Origin of the sequence: Mycobacterium sp. BK086, from assembly GCA_004362315.1 — a bacterium.
Lineage (GTDB): Bacteria > Actinomycetota > Actinomycetes > Mycobacteriales > Mycobacteriaceae > Mycobacterium.
This window is the reverse complement of the sequence record SNWL01000003.1, coordinates 1,711,504-1,728,250: the sequence shown is the minus strand read 5'-3', so window position 1 is coordinate 1,728,250 and position 16,747 is coordinate 1,711,504. Positions and strand designations below refer to the sequence as shown.

Here is a 16,747-nt window from a genome sequence, read left to right as displayed (position 1 = left end):
TCACTCGCGGCGCAGCCGCGACTCTACGAACCGCTCGATCTCTTCCCACTCCTTCACCGCGGCCGCGTACGGCCCGGCAGGTCGGGAGTTCTCCTCGGGGTCGAGCACGAACGCGACCAGCTTGCCCAGCGCACGATCCTCGGCCAAGAGCTTGTCGACGACGTCCTCTTCGGAGTAGTCGCCCACGTCGCGAACGAATTCGATGGCCAGTTCCAGCTGGTCGCGGTCGACCGCGTCGGGTCCGTCGGAGATGTCGTCCGACAGGCCGGTCAGCATGTAGATGTTGTCCTCGGTGACGTCGACCCGCAGCGAGCCGTCGGTGGCCGCGGTGTGGATGTCGTCATACGTGCTCAGATCCGCGAGATCGTGGTCGCGCTGGTCGGCCAGCGAGCGGGCCAGCGCGCGCTCCGAGCCGAATACGCTGATCCTGCCGTTGCGGCCGAGGAAGATCGGCCGGTCGTCGAAGTAGCAGCGCAGCGTGTACACCGTGCCCGAGCCGAGCGTGATGCGCACCGGGTCGATGCCGACCTCGGCCCAGAAGTCGGCATCGCCACCGAGCACCACCCGGTCCTGCGGTGCCCGGTCGAGATCCGAGTCGTCAGCATCCTCGGCGGCGTCCTCGTCGACCTCAGCGGCCGTCGACTCCTCGACCTCGTCCTCTTCCTCGTAGGGCTCGTCGAGCTCGGCCGCGGCGGCCTTGGCCGCTCGCTCGTCGACCTCGGGGGTGGAGATGACCTCGTCGATCGCCGACAGCACGCCGTCCCAGCCGCGGCCGACGATCTCACCGACCACGCTCCAGCGCTTGAGGCCGGGCTTGCCGCTGAACTGCTCGAAGCCGCCGGACAGCAGCCCCAGGTTGGGGTTGCCGTTGAAGAAGCGCGTCACTGTGGGCAGCTCACACACCGAACCGATCGAGGAGACCACGGCCATCGTGTTGGCCAGGGCGGTCACCGACTCTTCGGTGGGCTTTTCCGACAGCAGCTCCTCGACGGAGATCAGGTCGACTTCGCGGTCACTCTTGGGCTCCAGCTTGTGGGCGTTGGCCTCGGTCAGGTCCTCCCACGCCGGGTGATCGGCCAGGTCGTTGTCGGTATTCGTGCGCACGAACGCGGTCAGGTCGGCCACCGATTCGAAGGCGAACAGGTCCTCGTCCTTGCCGAGGAACGCCTCCCACTCGTCGCCGCCGTCGCGCCAGCGGGGCGCCCACAACGTGTACAGGTCACCAGCGGTCACGCCGATGCGGACCGGAACGAGCTCAGCAGCCATGCCGCACAGCCTAACGACGCTTGCTGACCGGTAACCTGCCCCCCGTGGGGACATGGGGTCGCGCGCTCGCGATCGTGGCGGCCATCGGCCTGGGGGCCGGCGGTGTCCTGGGGGGCACCGGATACTTCCTCTTCAATCGTCCACACATCGACCCGCTGGCCAAAGCCGACGCGATCATCGTGCTCGGCGGTGACAACGACGGCCGTCTGGAGTACGGCCTGAGCCTGGCAGAGCAGGGTTACGCGAACACCGTCATCCTGTCCAACTCCTACAACGACAAACCGGCGGACCTGCCCGACTACGAGCGGGCATGTGCCTCCGGCACGGCAACGGTCAGTGTCATCTGCTTCACTCCGTCGCCGTTCACGACACGCGGCGAGGCGATGTTTCTGGCTCGACTTGCCAAGCAGCACAACTGGAATCACGTGATCCTGGTGTCCTGGAATTTCCACATGGTGCGGGCCAGCTACATCTTCGGCCAATGCTGGGGCGGCAGCGTCACCAGGCGGCCGGTGCCGCGCGAATATGACTACACGCCGTGGGGGTGGGCCGTGCAGTACGCCTACCAGTACGCCGCGTTGGTCAAGGCATTCGTGCTCGGCTGCAATATCGGCTGATACCTCACTACAGTCTCTGCGCATGGATGTGTGCGTGATCGACCACCCGCTGGCCAAGGCGCGGCTGACCACCCTGCGCGACGAGCGCACCGAAAACGCCGCCTTCCGTTCCGCGCTTGCCGACCTGACCCACATGCTGGTCTACGAGGCCACCCGCGATGCGCGGTGCGCGGACGTCACCATTCGCACTCCGATGGCCGAAACCACCGGCTCGCGGCTGGCCGCCCCGCCGCTGCTGGTACCCGTCCTGCGGGCCGGGTTGGGGATGGTCGACACCGCGAGTGCGCTGATCCCCGAGGCTCAGGTCGGATTCGTCGGCGTGGCCCGCGACGAGACCACCCATCAGCCGACGCCCTACCTGCAGTCACTGCCCGACGACTTGAGCGATCAGCCGGTCATGGTGCTCGACCCGATGCTGGCCACCGGGGGTTCGATGGTCTACACGATCGGGCTGCTGCACGAGCGCGGTGCGCGCGACATCACCGTGGTCTGTGTGGTGTGTGCACCGGAAGGTATTGCCGCGGTGGAGAAAGTCGCATCGAACGCGCGTCTGTTCACCGCCACCATCGACGACGGCCTCAATGAGATCGCTTACATCGTGCCGGGTCTCGGCGATGCGGGTGATCGCCAATTCGGGCCGCGCTGACTACCAGCTCCGCACCGACTCCAGCAGGCTGTCCTGGATGGCTGCGGCCTGCCTGCGTGCCTGCGCCAGATCCGTGCTGACAGCCTGGCCAACCTCGGTGTAGCACTTGACTTTCGGCTCGGTGCCCGAGGGCCTGACCACCACCCGGATCGACGTCTGCGGGTCGCCGCCGGTGAGGAATACCGCATCGGCCTGCGTGGTGGCCCGCACCGGAAAGCCCGCCAGTTCGGTCGGCGGCGTGGTGCGTAGGCGGGCCATCATCGCCGCGGCCTGGCCGGGATCGGCCACCCGCCGTGATACCGCGGCCGTGGTGTGTACGCCGTGTCGCATGGCGATGCGGTCAAGTGCGCCGGTCATCGAATCACCTTGTGCGGCAAGGTGTGCCACCAGGTCGCAAGCGACAACCGCGGCGCTGATGCCGTCCTTGTCGCGGACGGCCGACGGGTCGACGCAATGGCCGATGGCCTCCTCGTAGGCATATACGAGGGTGCGGCCGGGCAGGTCGGCGTCGGCGCGGGCGAGCCATTTGAAACCGGTGAGGGTCTCGACGTGCCGGGCCCCGTGGTCGGCGGCGATCGAGCCGAGCAGCTGCGAGGAGACCACACTGCTGGCCACCACGCTGGTGGCGGCCTGCTCGGGTGGCAGGCTCGACAGGATGTAATCGCCGAATAGCCAACCGGTTTCGTCGCCGGACAGCATTCGCCAGCCGTCGGGCGTGGGGATGCCGACCGCACACCGGTCGGCGTCCGGGTCCAGTGCGACGGCGACGTCGGCGCCGACCTGGGCGGCCAGCTCCAGCAGCGCGTCGGCGGCACCGGGTTCTTCCGGGTTCGGGAACGGCACGGTGGGGAAATTCGCATCCGGAGCGAATTGGCTTGCCACCGTGTGCACATCGTCGAATCCGGCCGCGTGCAGCGTGCGCACAGCGAGCTCGCCGCCCACCCCGTGCATGGCGGTCAGCGCTATCCGCGGCTTGCCCTGGCTCGTTCGCCGCAGTGTCGCCGCACGGGCCACGTACGCGTCCACCAGAGTCTCGTCGGCAGGTTGCACCGCCCGTCGTGGGATCTGGTCGGCCGGCGGCGCGGTGGCGATCGCAGCCTCGATCTCGCGGTCGGTTGGCGAGATGATCTGCAGGCCGCCGTCGAGATACACCTTGTAGCCGTTGTCTGCCGGCGGATTGTGTGATGCGGTGATCTGTACGCCGGCCGCGGCGCCGGTATGGCGGACCGCGAACGCGACGACCGGGGTCGGTACCGGGTGCTCCCAAGTGATCACCGAATAACCATGGGCGGCAAATACTTCAGCAGTGGCGTGCGCGAACGGTGCCGATCCGTGCCGGGCGTCTCGGCCCACGACGACCGTCGCACCGTTCAAGCCCCGACGGGCCAGCACCTGGCATACCGCCCAGCTGACCCGCAGCACCACCGCGAGGTTCATCGCATCGGGCCCGCCCCGCACCGGTCCGCGCAGCCCGGCGGTGCCGAAGGCCAGCGGTCGGGCGAAGCGCGCGGTGAGCTCGGCGGGATCCAGCGCGGCCAGCTCGGCGGCGGTGACCGGATCGGGGTCGTGGGCGATCCAGTCCTCGGGGATCACGGGACCAGCTTGCGCAGTATCGGCGCGGTGAGCATCAACAGATTGAACTCCAGCTCGGAGAGGTTGTCGCGCATCGACTCCTGCAGCCAGGCGTCGCGCTGGGCCCGGTCGCGCAGAAGCAGGTCCAGACCCTCCGGGGTGAGCTCGATGAGCTGACGACGGCGGTCGGTGTCGTCGGGCCGGCGGGACAGCAGTCCGCGGGAGTCGAGCTCGTTGATGCTGTCGGTCAGCGACTGGACGCGGACCTGCAACCGGGTGGCTATCTCGGCCGGTGTGGTGACTCCGGCCCGGCTCACCTCGCCGAGAACCTCGAGCTGGCTGAGTGTCAGCCCGTTGTCGGGACGATGCCTGCGGAGCTGCCGGGCCAGTGCCATCATGGCCTCCCGCAACTCGGTGGCTGCGGCCGATGGCGCGATGCTTACGGTCATATTGCAAGTTATACCTTGTTAGTCAGTGATGAATCTCGCTTGAAACACGGGTAGCGGCCATAAAAAAGCAAGGGCATACTTGGGATATGCGTTGGGTTGTGTTGGTACTGGTGACCGTCGGGGTCACGGTGCCGCTGGACCGCCTCGGCGTCCCCTCTGCGGCCCTGTTCGCCGCCCTGCTGGTCGGCATCGTGCTGGCGATCGCCCGGCTGGCGCCCGCACGCATACCGCGGTTCGCGGGCCTGGCGGCCCAAGGCGCGCTCGGTGTCTACATCGGCACCATGGTCCATCCGGATGCGCTGTCGGCCCTCGGACCGCACTGGCCGGTGGTCGTCGGCGTCGGTGTGGCCACCCTGTTGCTCAGCATCGGCGCCGGGGCGCTGCTCGGACTGCACCGCGACATCAGCCCCCTCACCGGCGCGCTGGCGCTCGTGGCAGGGGGAGCGTCGGGTCTGGTGGCCATCGCGCGGGAGTTGGGCGGTGACGATCGCGTCGTCGCCGTCGTCCAATACCTGCGGGTGGCCGTGATCACCGCGACCATGCCCGTTGTCGTCACCCTCGTCTACCACGCCGAACGTTCTTCACATGCGGCAGCGGCGGCGCCCCAATCTCACGTGGCGCCTTGGTATTTGAGCTTGCTGATGATCGTCGTCCTGGTCTTCGCCGGATCGGTGGTCGGCCGGCTCGCGCGACTGCCCGGCTCGGGCCTGCTCGGCCCGATGGCGCTGACGATCATCGCCGAACTCAGCGGTTGGTCCTTCGGGCTGGCTGTGCCCGCCCTGCTGGTGTCGGTGTCCTACATGCTCATCGGTTGGCAGGCCGGAGTCGCGTTCACCCGCGAATCACTGCGGGCGATCCAGCGGCTGTTGCCGGCCGCGCTCGGGCTGATCGTGCTGCTCAACATCGCGACCGCGGGACTCGGGGTGGCGCTGTCCAAGATCGCAGGCGTCAGCATGCTCGACGGATATCTGGCCACCAGTCCGGGCGGTATCTACGCCGTGCTGGCCACCGCGGTGGAAACGGATTCGAACGTCACGTTCATCGTCGCCACGCAGGTGCTGCGGGTGTTGCTGATGCTGTTCGCGGCACCGCTGCTGGCGCGCGGATTCGTGCGGCTGACCTACAGGCGCGCCAGCACCGAGGCCAGCAGCGATCCCACCGCAGTCGCCGACGCCCGACCCGCGGCCAGAACTTCGTCGTGACTCAGCGGCTGGCCGGTCATCCCGGCGGCCAGATTCGTCACCAGAGAGAACGCCAGCACTTCGGCGCCCGCCGCCCGCGCCGCGATGGTCTCGTGGACGGTCGACATACCGACCAGGTCGGCCCCGAGCGTGCGCAGCATCCGGATCTCGGCGGGGGTCTCGTAGTGCGGGCCCGGCATGGCCGCGTAGACGCCCTCGGTCAGGCTCGGGTCGACGGCGCGCGCCAGTTCCCGCAGCCGCGGCGCGTAGGCGTCGACCAGATCGACGAACTGCGCCCCGACCAGCGGCGAGCGCGCGGTCAGGTTCAGATGGTCGCTGATCAGAATCGGCTGCCCGACCTCGTACTCCGGCCGCAGGCCCCCGGCCGCGTTGGTCAGGACCACGACATTCGCGCCCGCGGCCCGGGCTGTGCGCACCGGATGGACGATGGTCCGCAGGTCATGGCCCTCGTAGGCATGGATGCGGCCCAACAGCACCAACACGTTGAGTGATCCGAGCGGCACCGACAGCACCCGGCCGCGATGGCCGAGCGCCGACGGAGGCGTGAAGCCGGGGATCACCGACATCGGAATCTCTGCCTTCGGTGTGCCCAGTGCCGCGGCCGCGGGTGTCCACCCCGATCCGAGGACCACGGCGACGTCGTGCCGCTCCACACCGGTGCGCTCGGCGATCACCGCGGCGGCGTGTTCGGCGTCAGGACTCACAGACTGCGAGCCTAGTCCCGAATGCGATACTGCGTGGATGCCCGCAGCCACCGCGTCGACCCGCGTCGAGGACGTGGTCGCAGCCCGTGGTGGCGATCTGATCGAGCTCTCCCACGCCATTCACGCCGAACCGGAACTCGCGTTCGACGAGCACCGCAGCTGCGCCAAGACCAAGGCACTGGTGGCTGAGCGCGGCTTCGAGATCAGTGCGGCGCCCGGCGGTTTGGACACGGCGTTCCGCGCCGACTTCGGCTCCGGCCCGTTGGTGATCGGGATCTGCGCCGAGTACGACGCGCTGCCCGGTATCGGGCATGCGTGCGGGCACAACATCATCGCGGCGTCGGCGGTCGGCACCGCCCTGGCGCTGGCCGAGGTGGCCGACGAGCTCGGGCTCACCGTCGCTCTGATCGGCACGCCGGCCGAGGAGTCCGGTGGCGGCAAGGCGCTGCTGATCGACGCGGGAGTGTTCGACGACGTCGCTGCCGCCGTGATGCTGCACCCCGGGCCGATCGACATCGCCGCCGCCCGCTCACTGGCGCTGTCGGAGGTGATCGTGACCTACACCGGCCGCGAATCGCATGCCGCCGTCGCGCCGCATCTGGGGGTCAATGCCGCCGACGCGGTGACCGTCGCGCAGGTGGCGATCGGGTTGCTGCGCCAGCAGATGGCTCCCGGCCAGCTGGCTCACGGCATCGTCACCGAGGGCGGCTCGGCGACCAACATCATCCCGGGCCGGGCTCGGCTGCAGTACACGATGCGGGCCGTCGACACCGAGTCGCTGCGCGGACTGGAAGCCAAGATGCGGGGGTGCTTCGAGGCGGGGGCGGTCGCCACCGGGTGTGGACACGACATCGCCGAAGCCGCACCGCCGTACGCCGAACTGACCCCCGACAGGTGGCTGGCCGAGGTGTTCCGCGACGAGATGACGAAGATGGGCCGCAAGCCCGTTCCGGTCGAGGTGGAGGCCGGAATGCCCTTGGGGAGCACGGATATGGGCAATGTCACCCAGCTGCTGCCGGGCATCCACCCCGTGGTCGGTGTCGAATCGGGCGGCGCGGTGATCCATCAGCCCGGTTTCACCGTCGCCGCGGCGAGTCCCAGCGGGGACCGTGCGGTGACGGAGGGGGCAATCATGTTGGCGCGCACCGTCGTTCGACTTGCCGAATCGGATGTCGAACGGGAGCGGGTGCTGGAGCTGCTGGCGCAGCGGGGGGATCGCACATGAGCATCGCTGACACGACGGAGTCGTGGCTGGCCGCCCATTTCGACGATCTGGTCGCCTGGCGCCGCCACATTCACCGCTACCCGGAGCTGGGCCGCCAGGAGTTCGCGACCACCCAGTTCGTCGCCGACCGTCTGGTGGAAGCCGGGCTGAACCCGAAGGTGATGCCGGGCGGGACCGGACTGACCTGCGACTTCGGTCCCGAGCACGCGCCGCGGATCGCGTTGCGCGCCGACATGGATGCGCTCCCGATGGCCGAGCGCACCGGCGCGCCGTACAGCTCGACGATGCCGAACGTCGCCCATGCCTGCGGGCACGACGCCCACACCGCGATGCTCATCGGGGCCGCGACGGCGCTGGCGTCGGTGCCCGAACTGCCGGTCGGCGTGCGGTTGATCTTCCAGGCCGCCGAGGAATTGATGCCCGGCGGCGCGATCGACGCGATCGCCGCGGGCGCGTTGGTCGGAGTCTCGCGGATCTTCGCGTTGCACTGCGATCCCCGGCTCGCCGCGGGGCGCGTCGCGATCATCCCCGGCCCCATCACGTCGGCGGCGGATTCGATCGAGATCACCTTGCACTCACCCGGCGGACACACGTCACGCCCGCACCTGACATCGGATCTGGTGTACGGCATGGGCACGGTGATCACCGGGCTGCCGGGCGTGCTGTCGCGACGGATCGACCCGCGGCACAGCACCGTGATGGTGTGGGGCGCGGCCAACGCCGGGGTCGCGGCCAATGCCATTCCGCAGACCGGCACGTTGGCGGGCACGGTGCGCACCGCCAGCCGCGAGACCTGGGTGGGTATGGAACAGCTTGTGCGGGAGACGGTTTCAGGCCTGCTCGCACCCCTTGGTATCGAGCACACCCTGAATTACCACCGTGGCGTGCCGCCCGTGGTCAATGAGGAACGCTCGACGCAGATCATGACGCATGCCATCGAGGCGGTCGCGCCCGATGCGCTCGCGGACACTCACCAGTCCGGCGGCGGTGAGGACTTCTCCTGGTATCTGGAAGAGGTACCCGGTGCGATGGGCCGGCTGGGGGTGTGGAGCGGCCGCGGGCCGCAGCTGGATCTGCACCAGCCGACGTTCGACCTCGACGAGCGCGCGCTCGCGGTGGGGGTTCGGGTTCTGGTGAATATCGTCGAGCAGTCCGCGGGGTACTGATGAAGCTTTTGGTCACGGGCGGTGCGGGGTACGTGGGCAGCGTGTGCGCGACGGTGCTGCTGGAGCAGGGCCACGAGGTGGTGGTCGTCGACGACCTGTCGACGGGCAACGGCGACGCGGTGCCGTCGGGGGCGCGGTTCGTGCAGGCCGACATGGTCGACGTCGCACCGGAGTTGCTTGGCGACGGATCGTTCGACGGGGTGGTGCACTTCGCGGCGAAATCTCTGGTGGGCGAGTCGGTGGCCGAGCCGGAGAAATACTGGAACAGCAACGTGGTCAAGACAATTCAACTGTTGGAGGCGATGCGCGCGGCGGGCACACCGCGGCTGGTGTTCTCCTCCACGGCGGCGACCTACGGCGAGCCGAAGTCGGTGCCGATCACCGAGGACGCCGAGACCCGGCCGACAAATGCCTATGGCGCCACCAAACTGGCGATCGACCACGCGATCACCTCGTACGCCACCGCGCACGGGTTGGCCGCCACCAGCCTGCGCTACTTCAACGTCGCAGGCGCATACGGTGGCTGCGGTGAGCGTCATGCGACCGAGACGCACCTGATTCCGCTGGTGTTGCAGGTCGCCACCGGGCGGCGCTCGGAGATCCTGGTGTTCGGCACCGACTGGCCGACGCCGGACGGCACGTGCATTCGCGACTACATCCACGTCCGCGATCTGGCCGACGCGCATCTGCTTGCGCTGCAGACGTCGAAGCCGGGTGAGCACCGGATCTACAACCTGGGCAACGGCACCGGCTTCTCGGTTCGCGAGGTGATCGCCTGCTGCGAGCGGGTCACCGGCGGACCGATCGCGGCGCGGGACGTCGAGCGCAGGGCCGGTGATCCGGCTGTGCTGATCGCCTCGAGCGAGCGGGCCATCACCGAGCTCGGCTGGCAGCCTCAGCACACGACCATTGACGAGATCGTCTCCGATGCTTGGGAATGCCTCACCAAGTGATCCGCGAGCGTGCGTGTCTGCACAGTGACACGCCGTATCGGTGCGCAGTTCACGCACTCTCGTTGTCCACAGGGCTGACTTTCTGATCGCGCGATGACCGTGCAGCATCACGCGTGTGCATGAAGGGCTGGTTGCGCTGTTCGAAAGGCAGGGCGGCGTCGCGACCGCCGAGCAGATCCTTGCGGTCGTGAGTCGACGCAACCTTGAGATGTTGTTGGAATCCACGACTGTGGAACGTATTTGGCGAGGGATCTACGGCTTCGGTGCCGCCGACACGGCGCGCAAACTGAGGGGTCTCGACTTGACTTGCGGTGAGACCGTCGTCGTCTGCATGGCCACTGCGGCGGGCCTCTACGGCTTCGACACCGAGGGCGACGCTGCTTTGCATGTGCTGAATCCCATTGGGCACCAGTTGCGGCCGGCCGATGGGCTCGTCGTACACCGCCGAGAGGGTGCGCCGATGGTCATGGTGTCGGCCCGTCCGGCTACGGGCCCGGCGTGGACGGCGGTAGAGGTGGCCCGAACATTGCGTCGCCCAAGAGCGCTCGCCACACTCGACGCCGCGCTCCGCTCCGGGCAGTGCAACCTGTCGGAGTTGTCGCGAGCCGTTGCATTGCAACAGGGACGGCGCGGCATTGTGAAAGTCCGCCACCTGCTTCCGCTGGTTGACGGACGAGCCGAATCACCGATGGAGAGCGAGGCCCGCCTCGTCATGATCGACGGCGGCCTGCCGATGCCGGTACTGCAGCATGGGATCGTCGACGCGCGAGGGCGGTTGCGAAGACTCGATTTCGCATGGCCCGACCACAGGGTTGCTGCCGAGTATGACAGTGGTGAATGGCACGTCGGGGCGAATGCGTTGCGCCGCGACCGGGAGAAACTGGCTGCGCTGCAAGATCTGGGGTGGATGGTCGTGCCGATCGTCGTCGACGACGTGCGTCGCGCGCCCGGTCTGCTCGTCAAGCGCATCAACGCGCACCTTGTGGCGCGCGAGTGTGCGTGAAGTGTGCGCTGCGGCGGCGTGTCTCTGCACCGACACGCACGCTCATGCACAGGAGAGCTAGTCGCCGCCGGTGCCCGGGCCGACATTACTTGCCGGGCGGGTGCGCAGGTCGTGCACGTATTCGGGTGGCGCACCGGCGATCTCGGCGGCGTCGGCCATCACGCCGATGTAGCGCGCCGAGGGTAGTCCGCCCTCCCAGGCATCCAGGACGTACAGCCAGGCGAGCACGGGATCGTTTGTGGTGTCGGTCGATTCGCATTCGATGCGGCATCTGATCTTCTTGTGGAAGCCCAGCTCCGAACCTTCCCAGCGGTCCAGGTTCTGCTCGTCGGCGGTGGTCATGTCGTAGAGCACCACGAACACCTTGGAATCGGGGTCCTCGACCAGGGTCGCCAGTGCGCCCTCCCAGCCGATGTCCTCGCCGGCGAAGGTGAGCCGCCAGCCGTGCAACCAGCCGGTGCCTGCCATCGGGGAATGCGGCGCGCGCTCCAGCATCTGCTCGGGATGCATGTTGGACCCGTAGGCGGCATAGAGCGGCACGGGGAAAGCCTAGAGCGTCCTGTCGCCGGGAGCGCAGCGACTCCGGTGATTAGGCTAAGGCCCGTGACGACGCGGATCGTGATCATCGGGGGAGGGCCGGCCGGTTACGAGGCGGCACTGGTCGCCGCGGGACGGGCCGAGGTCACCGTCGTGGACTCCGACGGAATCGGCGGAGCCTGCGTCCTCTTCGACTGCGTGCCGTCCAAGACGTTCATCGCCTCGACGGGCGTGCGCACCGAACTGCGCCGCGCGTCGGGCCTCGGTTTCGAGATCGGCATCGACGACGCCAAGATTTCGTTGCCGCAGATCAACAACCGTGTGAAGACGCTGGCGCGGTCACAGTCTGCCGATATCGGAACGAACCTGCTGCGCGAAAAGGTCAACGTGGTGCAGGGCCGCGGCGAGCTGATCGACGCCGTGCCGGGCATGGCCCACCACCGCGTCCAGGTGACGACGGCCCACGGCCAGACCGGGATCCTCAAGGCCGACGTGGTGCTGATCGCCACCGGCGCGAGCCCTCGAGTGCTGCCGAACGCCGAGCCCGACGGCGTGCGGATCCTGACCTGGCGGCAGCTTTACGACCTCCCTGAGCTGCCCGAACACCTGATCATCGTCGGCTCCGGCGTCACCGGCGCCGAGTTCTGCAACGCCTACACCGAGCTGGGTGTCACGGTGACGGTGGTGGCCAGCCGCGACCAGATCCTTCCGCACGAGGACAGCGACGCCGCAGCCGTCCTGGAGGAGGTGTTCGCCGAGCGCGGCGTGACGCTGATCAAGAACGCCAGGGCGCAGTCGGTGGTGCGGACCGAGACCGGGGTCAAGGTCACGATGGCCGACGGCCGCGTCGTCGAGGGCAGCCACGCGCTGATGACCGTCGGCTCGGTGCCCAATACCGCTGGTCTGGGGCTCGAGCGGGTCGGTGTCGAGCTCGGGCCGGGCAACTACATCCCGGTCGACCGGGTATCCCGGACGTCGGCCTCGGGCATCTACGCCGCCGGTGACTGCACCGGCCTGCTGCTGCTGGCCTCGGTGGCGGCGATGCAGGGCCGGATCGCGATGTATCACGCACTGGGCGAGGGCGTGGCGCCGATCCGGCTGCGCACGGTGGCCTCGGCCACCTTCACCAGGCCTGAGATCGCGGCCGTCGGGGTCCCGCAAACCGCGATCGACAGCGGTTCGGTCCCGGCCCGCACGATCATGCTGCCGCTGAACACCAACGCACGGGCCAAGATGTCCCTGCTCACCCGGGGCTTCGTGAAGATCTTCTGCCGGCCGGCCACCGGCGTCGTCATCGGCGGGGTGGTGGTGGCCCCGATCGCCTCCGAACTCATTCTCCCGATCGCCCTGGCGGTACAAAACCGCATCTCGGTGACCGATCTGGCCCAGACGCTGTCGGTCTACCCGTCGTTGTCGGGGTCGATCGTCGAGGCTGCGCGCCGCCTCATGGCGCACGACGATCTCGACTAGCCTGGGCCTATGAGCGACCCGATCCTTAGACCGGGCACCGGTCAGACCTTTCTCGGACCTTCCGAACGTGCGCGCGCCTGGGAGCGGTTGGGCAGCGAACAGTTCGACGTCGTCGTCATCGGCGGTGGCGTGGTCGGTGCGGGCTGCGCACTGGATGCCGCGACCCGCGGGCTCAAGGTAGCTCTCGTCGAGGCGCGTGACTTCGCCTCAGGAACCTCGAGCCGCAGTTCGAAGATGTTCCACGGCGGGCTGCGCTACCTCGAGCAGCTGGAGTTCGGCCTGGTGCGTGAGGCGCTGCACGAGCGCGAGCTGTCCCTGACCACCCTGGCGCCGCATCTGGTCAAGCCGCTGCCGTTTCTGTTCCCGCTGACCAAGCGCGTCTGGGAGCGGCCCTACATCGCGGCGGGCATCTTCCTCTACGACCAACTGGGTGGCGCGAAATCCGTTCCGCCGCAAAAGCATTTGACCAAGGCGGGGGCGCTGAGGCTGGCGCCCGGCCTCAAGCGGAGCTCGTTGGTCGGCGGCATCCGCTATTACGACACCGTCGTCGACGATGCCCGGCACACCATGACCGTCGCGCGTACCGCCGCCCACTACGGCGCGGTGGTGCGCACCTCGACGCAGGTGGTGAAGCTGCTCCGCGAGGGCGACCGGGTGATCGGGGTGACGATCCGGGATTCGGAGGACGGCTCGGTCGAGGATGTGCGCGGCCACGTCGTGATCAACGCCACCGGGGTGTGGACCGACGAGATCCAGGCGCTGTCCAAGGAACGCGGCCGTTTTCGGGTCCGCGCGTCCAAGGGGGTGCACATTGTGGTGCCGCGCGACCGCATCGTGTCCGAGGTGGCAATCATCCTGCGCACCGAGAAATCGGTGCTGTTCGTGATTCCGTGGGGCACGCACTGGATCATCGGCACCACCGACACCGACTGGAACCTCGACCTGGCGCACCCCGCCGCCACCAAGGCCGATATCGACTACATCCTCGGCCACGTCAACACCGTGCTGGCCACATCGCTCACTCACGACGACATCGACGGGGTGTACGCGGGCCTGCGGCCGCTGCTGGCGGGGGAAAGCGAAGAGACCTCGAAGCTGTCGCGCGAGCATGCGGTGGCCGTGCCATCGCCGGGGCTGGTCGCCATCGCGGGCGGCAAATACACGACCTATCGGGTGATGGCCGACGACGCCGTCGACGCCGCGGCCGAGTACATCCCGGCGCGGGTGGCGCCGTCGATCACCGAGAAGGTGCCGCTGATGGGCGCCGACGGGTACTTCGCGCTGATCAACCAGACCCAGAGTGTGGGTGCGCGGTACGGCCTGCATCCCTACCGGGTGCGGCATCTGCTGGACCGGTACGGCTCGCTGATCGGGGAAGTGCTGGAGCTGGCGGCCGACAAGCCGGAGCTGCTGGAGCCGATCACCGACGCGCCGGTGTACCTCAAGGTGGAGGCGGCGTATGCCGCGGCGGCCGAGGGGGCGCTGCACCTGGAGGACATCCTGGCCCGCCGGATGAGGATCTCGATCGAATATCAGCACCGCGGCGTGGACTGTGCGGCCGAGGTCGCCGATATCGTCGCGCCGATCCTCGGGTGGAGCGAGGCGGACTGCGCGCGGGAGGTGGCGACGTACATCGCGCGGGTGGAGGCCGAGGTGCTGTCGCAGCGCCAGCCCGATGACGAGTCGGCCGACGCGCTGCGGGCCGCGGCGCCCGAGGCGCGGGCCGAGATCCTCGAGCCGGTGCCCCTTACTTGAGGCGTGTGCCGCCGCTGCCGGTGCGCGACGGTCTCGGGCCGGCGCGTCTTCGGTTGGAGGGTGGCAATGTCGCCGACGAGTTTCTGCGGCGGTTTGGCCCGGACGGGCTGGCCAAGGTGCGTTCCGGTGAGGTGGTCGATGCCGACGGCGCGGTGATCTCGTCGTCGACGGTGTTGCCGGCCGGCGCTGTTGTGTTCCTGTACCGGGAGCTTCCGGACGAGGTGGTGGTGCCGTTCGATATCCCGGTGCTCTACCGCGACGACGACATCGTGGTGGTGGACAAGCCGCATTTCCTGGCGACGATGCCGCGCGGCGGGCATGTTGCGCAGACGGCGTTGGTGCGGTTGCGTCGGTCGCTCGATCTGCCGGAGCTGAGTCCGGCGCACCGGCTGGACCGGCTGACGGCGGGGGTGCTGTTGTTCACGGTGCGCCGCGAGGTTCGAGGTGCTTATCAGACGCTGTTCGCGCGGGGACTGGTATCCAAAACGTACTTGGCGGCGTCGTCCGCGGTATGCGGGGTGGAGTTACCGACGGTGGTACGTAGCCGAATCATCAAGCAGCGCGGTCAGTTACAGGCGTTCGAGGAGCCGGGCGAGCCGAACGCCGAGACATTGGTGGAGTCGCTCGGTTCCGGTTGCTATCGGCTGAGTCCGCGCACCGGCCGCACGCATCAGCTGCGGGTGCACATGGCGTCGTTGGGGCTGCCGATCGACAACGACCCGCTCTATCCGCGGGTGGTCTCCGTCGCCCCTGATGATTTTTCGGCACCGCTGCGGCTGGTGGCGCAGCGCCTCGAATTCGAGGATCCTTTGACCGGGGAGTTGCGGTCTTTTGTCAGCGCGGCCGGGGTCTGCAGTCCCTAGGCGCACGGCGCGGACCGCGTGACGCTGATCCTATGGACGACGATCATCAGCTGGTGGTGGTAGCGGCGTACGCGGATCTCGATGAGGCACGCACGGACTTCAACGAACTCGGGGCACGGATCAAGCACGGTATGGAGCTACGAGCCGCCGCGCTGGTCGGCAAAGATGACGACGGTCAGGCGAAAGTCGTTGAAGCACAGAACCGGCACGGGCGTACCGCTATCGGAGTCGGCGCCGGCCTGGGTCTGCTCCTAGGCCTGTTCCTACCGCCGTTCGGCTTGTCGGTTCTGGTCGGCGGGGCTTCAGCCGGCGTGATCGCCTCGATCGCCGAGCACGAACTGCGAACAGGATTGCGCCGCGAGATCGGCGAGGCGCTGGAAGCGGGCACCGGCGTGGTGATTGCCGTGGTCTACCCCAACGGCAGAATGCCCGTTGAGATCACCCTGTCGCACGCGGCGAGCTTCAGGGCCCTTCGGATGGACACCTCCACGATCAACAGCATCGAGGAGGCGGTCGCTGACGCAATGGCGGCCGCGGGGCACCCGGTCAGCGCTGGCACGAAGGGCACCAGTAGGTGACCCGGTCTTCGTCGGAAGATTCGGCTCGGCGGATGGGCGTGCCGCAGCGACGGCACGGTTCGCCGGCCCGGCCGTAGACCCAGAGTTCTTGTCCGCGTCGGCTGTTGCCGGTGGTGGTGCGGTTGGTGCGGGTGCGATTGGCCCACAACATCTTTTGTGCCTGTTTCACGACTCGCAGCGGATCGGTGAGGCTGCTGACCGGGCTGGTGGGGAGCCAGCCGAAGATGAAGCACAGTTCGTTGGCGTAGACGTTGCCGACACCGGCGAGGTTGCGTTGGTCCAGGAGCGCGGCGGCGATGGGGCGGTCGGGGTCGTTGGTCAGATTGGCGGCGGCACGGTCGGGATCCCAGTCGTCGCCGAGAAGATCGGGGCCGAGGTGAGCGACGGCCTCTTCGTCGTTGTCGCGGTCGAGAATTTCCAGGATGCCAAGGTCGATGCCGAGGGCCTGAATATCGGCTGTTTCCAGGATGATTCGGATCTTGTGGGCATTTCGCTGCGGCTTGCCTTTCGGGCTCACGCGCCAGCTGCCGTCCATCTTCAGGTGCGAGTGGATGCTGGCTGGGCCGACCCGGATGAACAGGTGCTTGCCGTGGCTGATCACCTCGTCGACGGTGTTGCCGGTCAGATCCACCGTGGCGTAACGCGGCACGCGGATATCGCAGCGCGTCAGCGTCTTACCGACCAGCGCCTCGCGCAGGTTGGCCGCGGTGTGGAAGACGGTGTCGCCTTCGGGCATGACAC

General features: G+C 68.2%; 17 protein-coding genes. 11 read left to right on the top strand and 6 right to left on the bottom strand.

Translation table 11 applies throughout. The features are described from left to right. On the bottom strand, nt 1-1,266 hold the full coding sequence (gene satS, locus EV580_RS08615) for a protein export chaperone SatS (RefSeq protein WP_133690612.1): 1,266 nt from the start codon (nt 1,264-1,266) through the stop codon (nt 1-3). A gap of 44 nt (nt 1,267-1,310) precedes the next feature. Here satS and EV580_RS08610 point away from each other — a divergent pair, with 44 nt between their 5' ends. Together EV580_RS08610 and upp are read left to right on the top strand one after the other, a co-directional pair. Then, entirely contained in the window at nt 1,311-1,883 is a 573-nt protein-coding gene (locus EV580_RS08610) for a YdcF family protein (RefSeq protein ID WP_133690611.1), read from the top strand. A 22-nt stretch (nt 1,884-1,905) separates the two neighbouring features. Next, nucleotides 1,906-2,529: a uracil phosphoribosyltransferase gene (gene upp / locus EV580_RS08605; RefSeq protein WP_133690610.1), complete on the top strand. Its 624-nt coding sequence runs from the start codon at nt 1,906-1,908 to the stop codon at nt 2,527-2,529. Here the strand turns inward: upp and EV580_RS08600 are convergent, their stop codons facing one another. Both EV580_RS08600 and EV580_RS08595 read right to left on the bottom strand, forming a co-directional pair. Continuing rightward, nucleotides 2,530-4,122 carry a phospho-sugar mutase gene (locus EV580_RS08600; RefSeq protein ID WP_133690609.1) on the bottom strand — a complete coding sequence of 531 codons (1,593 nt, stop codon included), beginning with the start codon at nt 4,120-4,122 and terminating at the stop codon, nt 2,530-2,532. It lies immediately after the preceding gene. After that, complete coding sequence (locus tag EV580_RS08595; RefSeq protein ID WP_133690608.1) at nt 4,119-4,550, bottom strand: MarR family winged helix-turn-helix transcriptional regulator; 432 nt, start codon at nt 4,548-4,550, stop codon at nt 4,119-4,121. The genes EV580_RS08600 and EV580_RS08595 overlap by 4 nt, the downstream gene beginning before the upstream one ends. Before the next feature lie 86 nt (nt 4,551-4,636). Between EV580_RS08595 and EV580_RS08590 the strand changes: the two genes are divergently transcribed. Continuing rightward, complete coding sequence (locus EV580_RS08590) at nt 4,637-5,752, top strand: AbrB family transcriptional regulator (protein WP_133690607.1); 1,116 nt, start codon at nt 4,637-4,639, stop codon at nt 5,750-5,752. Here the strand turns inward: EV580_RS08590 and EV580_RS08585 are convergent. After that, entirely contained in the window at nt 5,671-6,456 is a 786-nt protein-coding gene (locus tag EV580_RS08585) for a purine-nucleoside phosphorylase (RefSeq protein WP_133690606.1), read from the bottom strand. The two genes, EV580_RS08590 and EV580_RS08585, sit on opposite strands and share 82 nt — an antisense overlap. Before the next feature lie 37 nt (nt 6,457-6,493). On the opposite strand from EV580_RS08585, the gene EV580_RS08580 reads away from it, so the two are divergent. From EV580_RS08580 to EV580_RS08565, 4 genes are all read left to right on the top strand, one after another. Beyond that, nucleotides 6,494-7,681 (top strand): M20 family metallopeptidase, encoded by a 1,188-nt coding sequence (locus EV580_RS08580; protein WP_133690605.1) that lies wholly within the window; start codon nt 6,494-6,496, stop codon nt 7,679-7,681. Continuing rightward, nucleotides 7,678-8,847 (top strand): amidohydrolase, encoded by a 1,170-nt coding sequence (locus EV580_RS08575; RefSeq protein ID WP_133690604.1) that lies wholly within the window; start codon nt 7,678-7,680, stop codon nt 8,845-8,847. The genes EV580_RS08580 and EV580_RS08575 overlap by 4 nt, the downstream gene beginning before the upstream one ends. Then, the gene (galE, locus tag EV580_RS08570) at nt 8,847-9,800 is read left to right on the top strand and encodes a UDP-glucose 4-epimerase GalE (RefSeq protein WP_133690603.1); all 954 of its coding nucleotides are present in this window, start codon (nt 8,847-8,849) and stop codon (nt 9,798-9,800) included. Before EV580_RS08575 ends, galE begins: the two co-directional genes overlap by 1 nt. A gap of 115 nt (nt 9,801-9,915) precedes the next feature. Next, a complete protein-coding gene (locus EV580_RS08565; protein WP_133690602.1) occupies nt 9,916-10,803 on the top strand; it encodes a type IV toxin-antitoxin system AbiEi family antitoxin domain-containing protein in 888 nt (295 codons plus the stop codon). A 57-nt stretch (nt 10,804-10,860) separates the two neighbouring features. Here EV580_RS08565 and EV580_RS08560 read toward each other — a convergent pair whose 3' ends face one another. Next, nucleotides 10,861-11,343, bottom strand: a complete 483-nt coding sequence (locus EV580_RS08560) for a gamma-glutamylcyclotransferase family protein (RefSeq protein WP_133690601.1) — start codon at nt 11,341-11,343, stop codon at nt 10,861-10,863. Between the two features lie 63 nt (nt 11,344-11,406). Here EV580_RS08560 and EV580_RS08555 point away from each other — a divergent pair, with 63 nt between their 5' ends. The 4 genes from EV580_RS08555 to EV580_RS08540 are packed head-to-tail and all read left to right on the top strand — an operon-like array spanning nt 11,407 to nt 16,006. Further along, nucleotides 11,407-12,810: an NAD(P)H-quinone dehydrogenase gene (locus EV580_RS08555; protein WP_133690600.1), complete on the top strand. Its 1,404-nt coding sequence runs from the start codon at nt 11,407-11,409 to the stop codon at nt 12,808-12,810. Between the two features lie 9 nt (nt 12,811-12,819). After that, on the top strand, nt 12,820-14,565 hold the full coding sequence (glpD, locus tag EV580_RS08550) for a glycerol-3-phosphate dehydrogenase (protein ID WP_133690599.1): 1,746 nt from the start codon (nt 12,820-12,822) through the stop codon (nt 14,563-14,565). Beyond that, nucleotides 14,562-15,428: a pseudouridine synthase gene (locus EV580_RS08545; RefSeq protein ID WP_166654616.1), complete on the top strand. Its 867-nt coding sequence runs from the start codon at nt 14,562-14,564 to the stop codon at nt 15,426-15,428. Before glpD ends, EV580_RS08545 begins: the two co-directional genes overlap by 4 nt. 32 nt (nt 15,429-15,460) lie before the next feature. Beyond that, the gene (locus EV580_RS08540; protein ID WP_133690598.1) at nt 15,461-16,006 is read left to right on the top strand and encodes a sulfatase; all 546 of its coding nucleotides are present in this window, start codon (nt 15,461-15,463) and stop codon (nt 16,004-16,006) included. On the opposite strand, the gene nei2 is transcribed toward EV580_RS08540, so the two are convergent. Continuing rightward, complete coding sequence (gene nei2 / locus EV580_RS08535) at nt 15,975-16,742, bottom strand: endonuclease VIII Nei2 (RefSeq protein WP_133690597.1); 768 nt, start codon at nt 16,740-16,742, stop codon at nt 15,975-15,977. The two genes, EV580_RS08540 and nei2, sit on opposite strands and share 32 nt — an antisense overlap. Nucleotides 16,743-16,747: the final 5 nt, after the last annotated feature.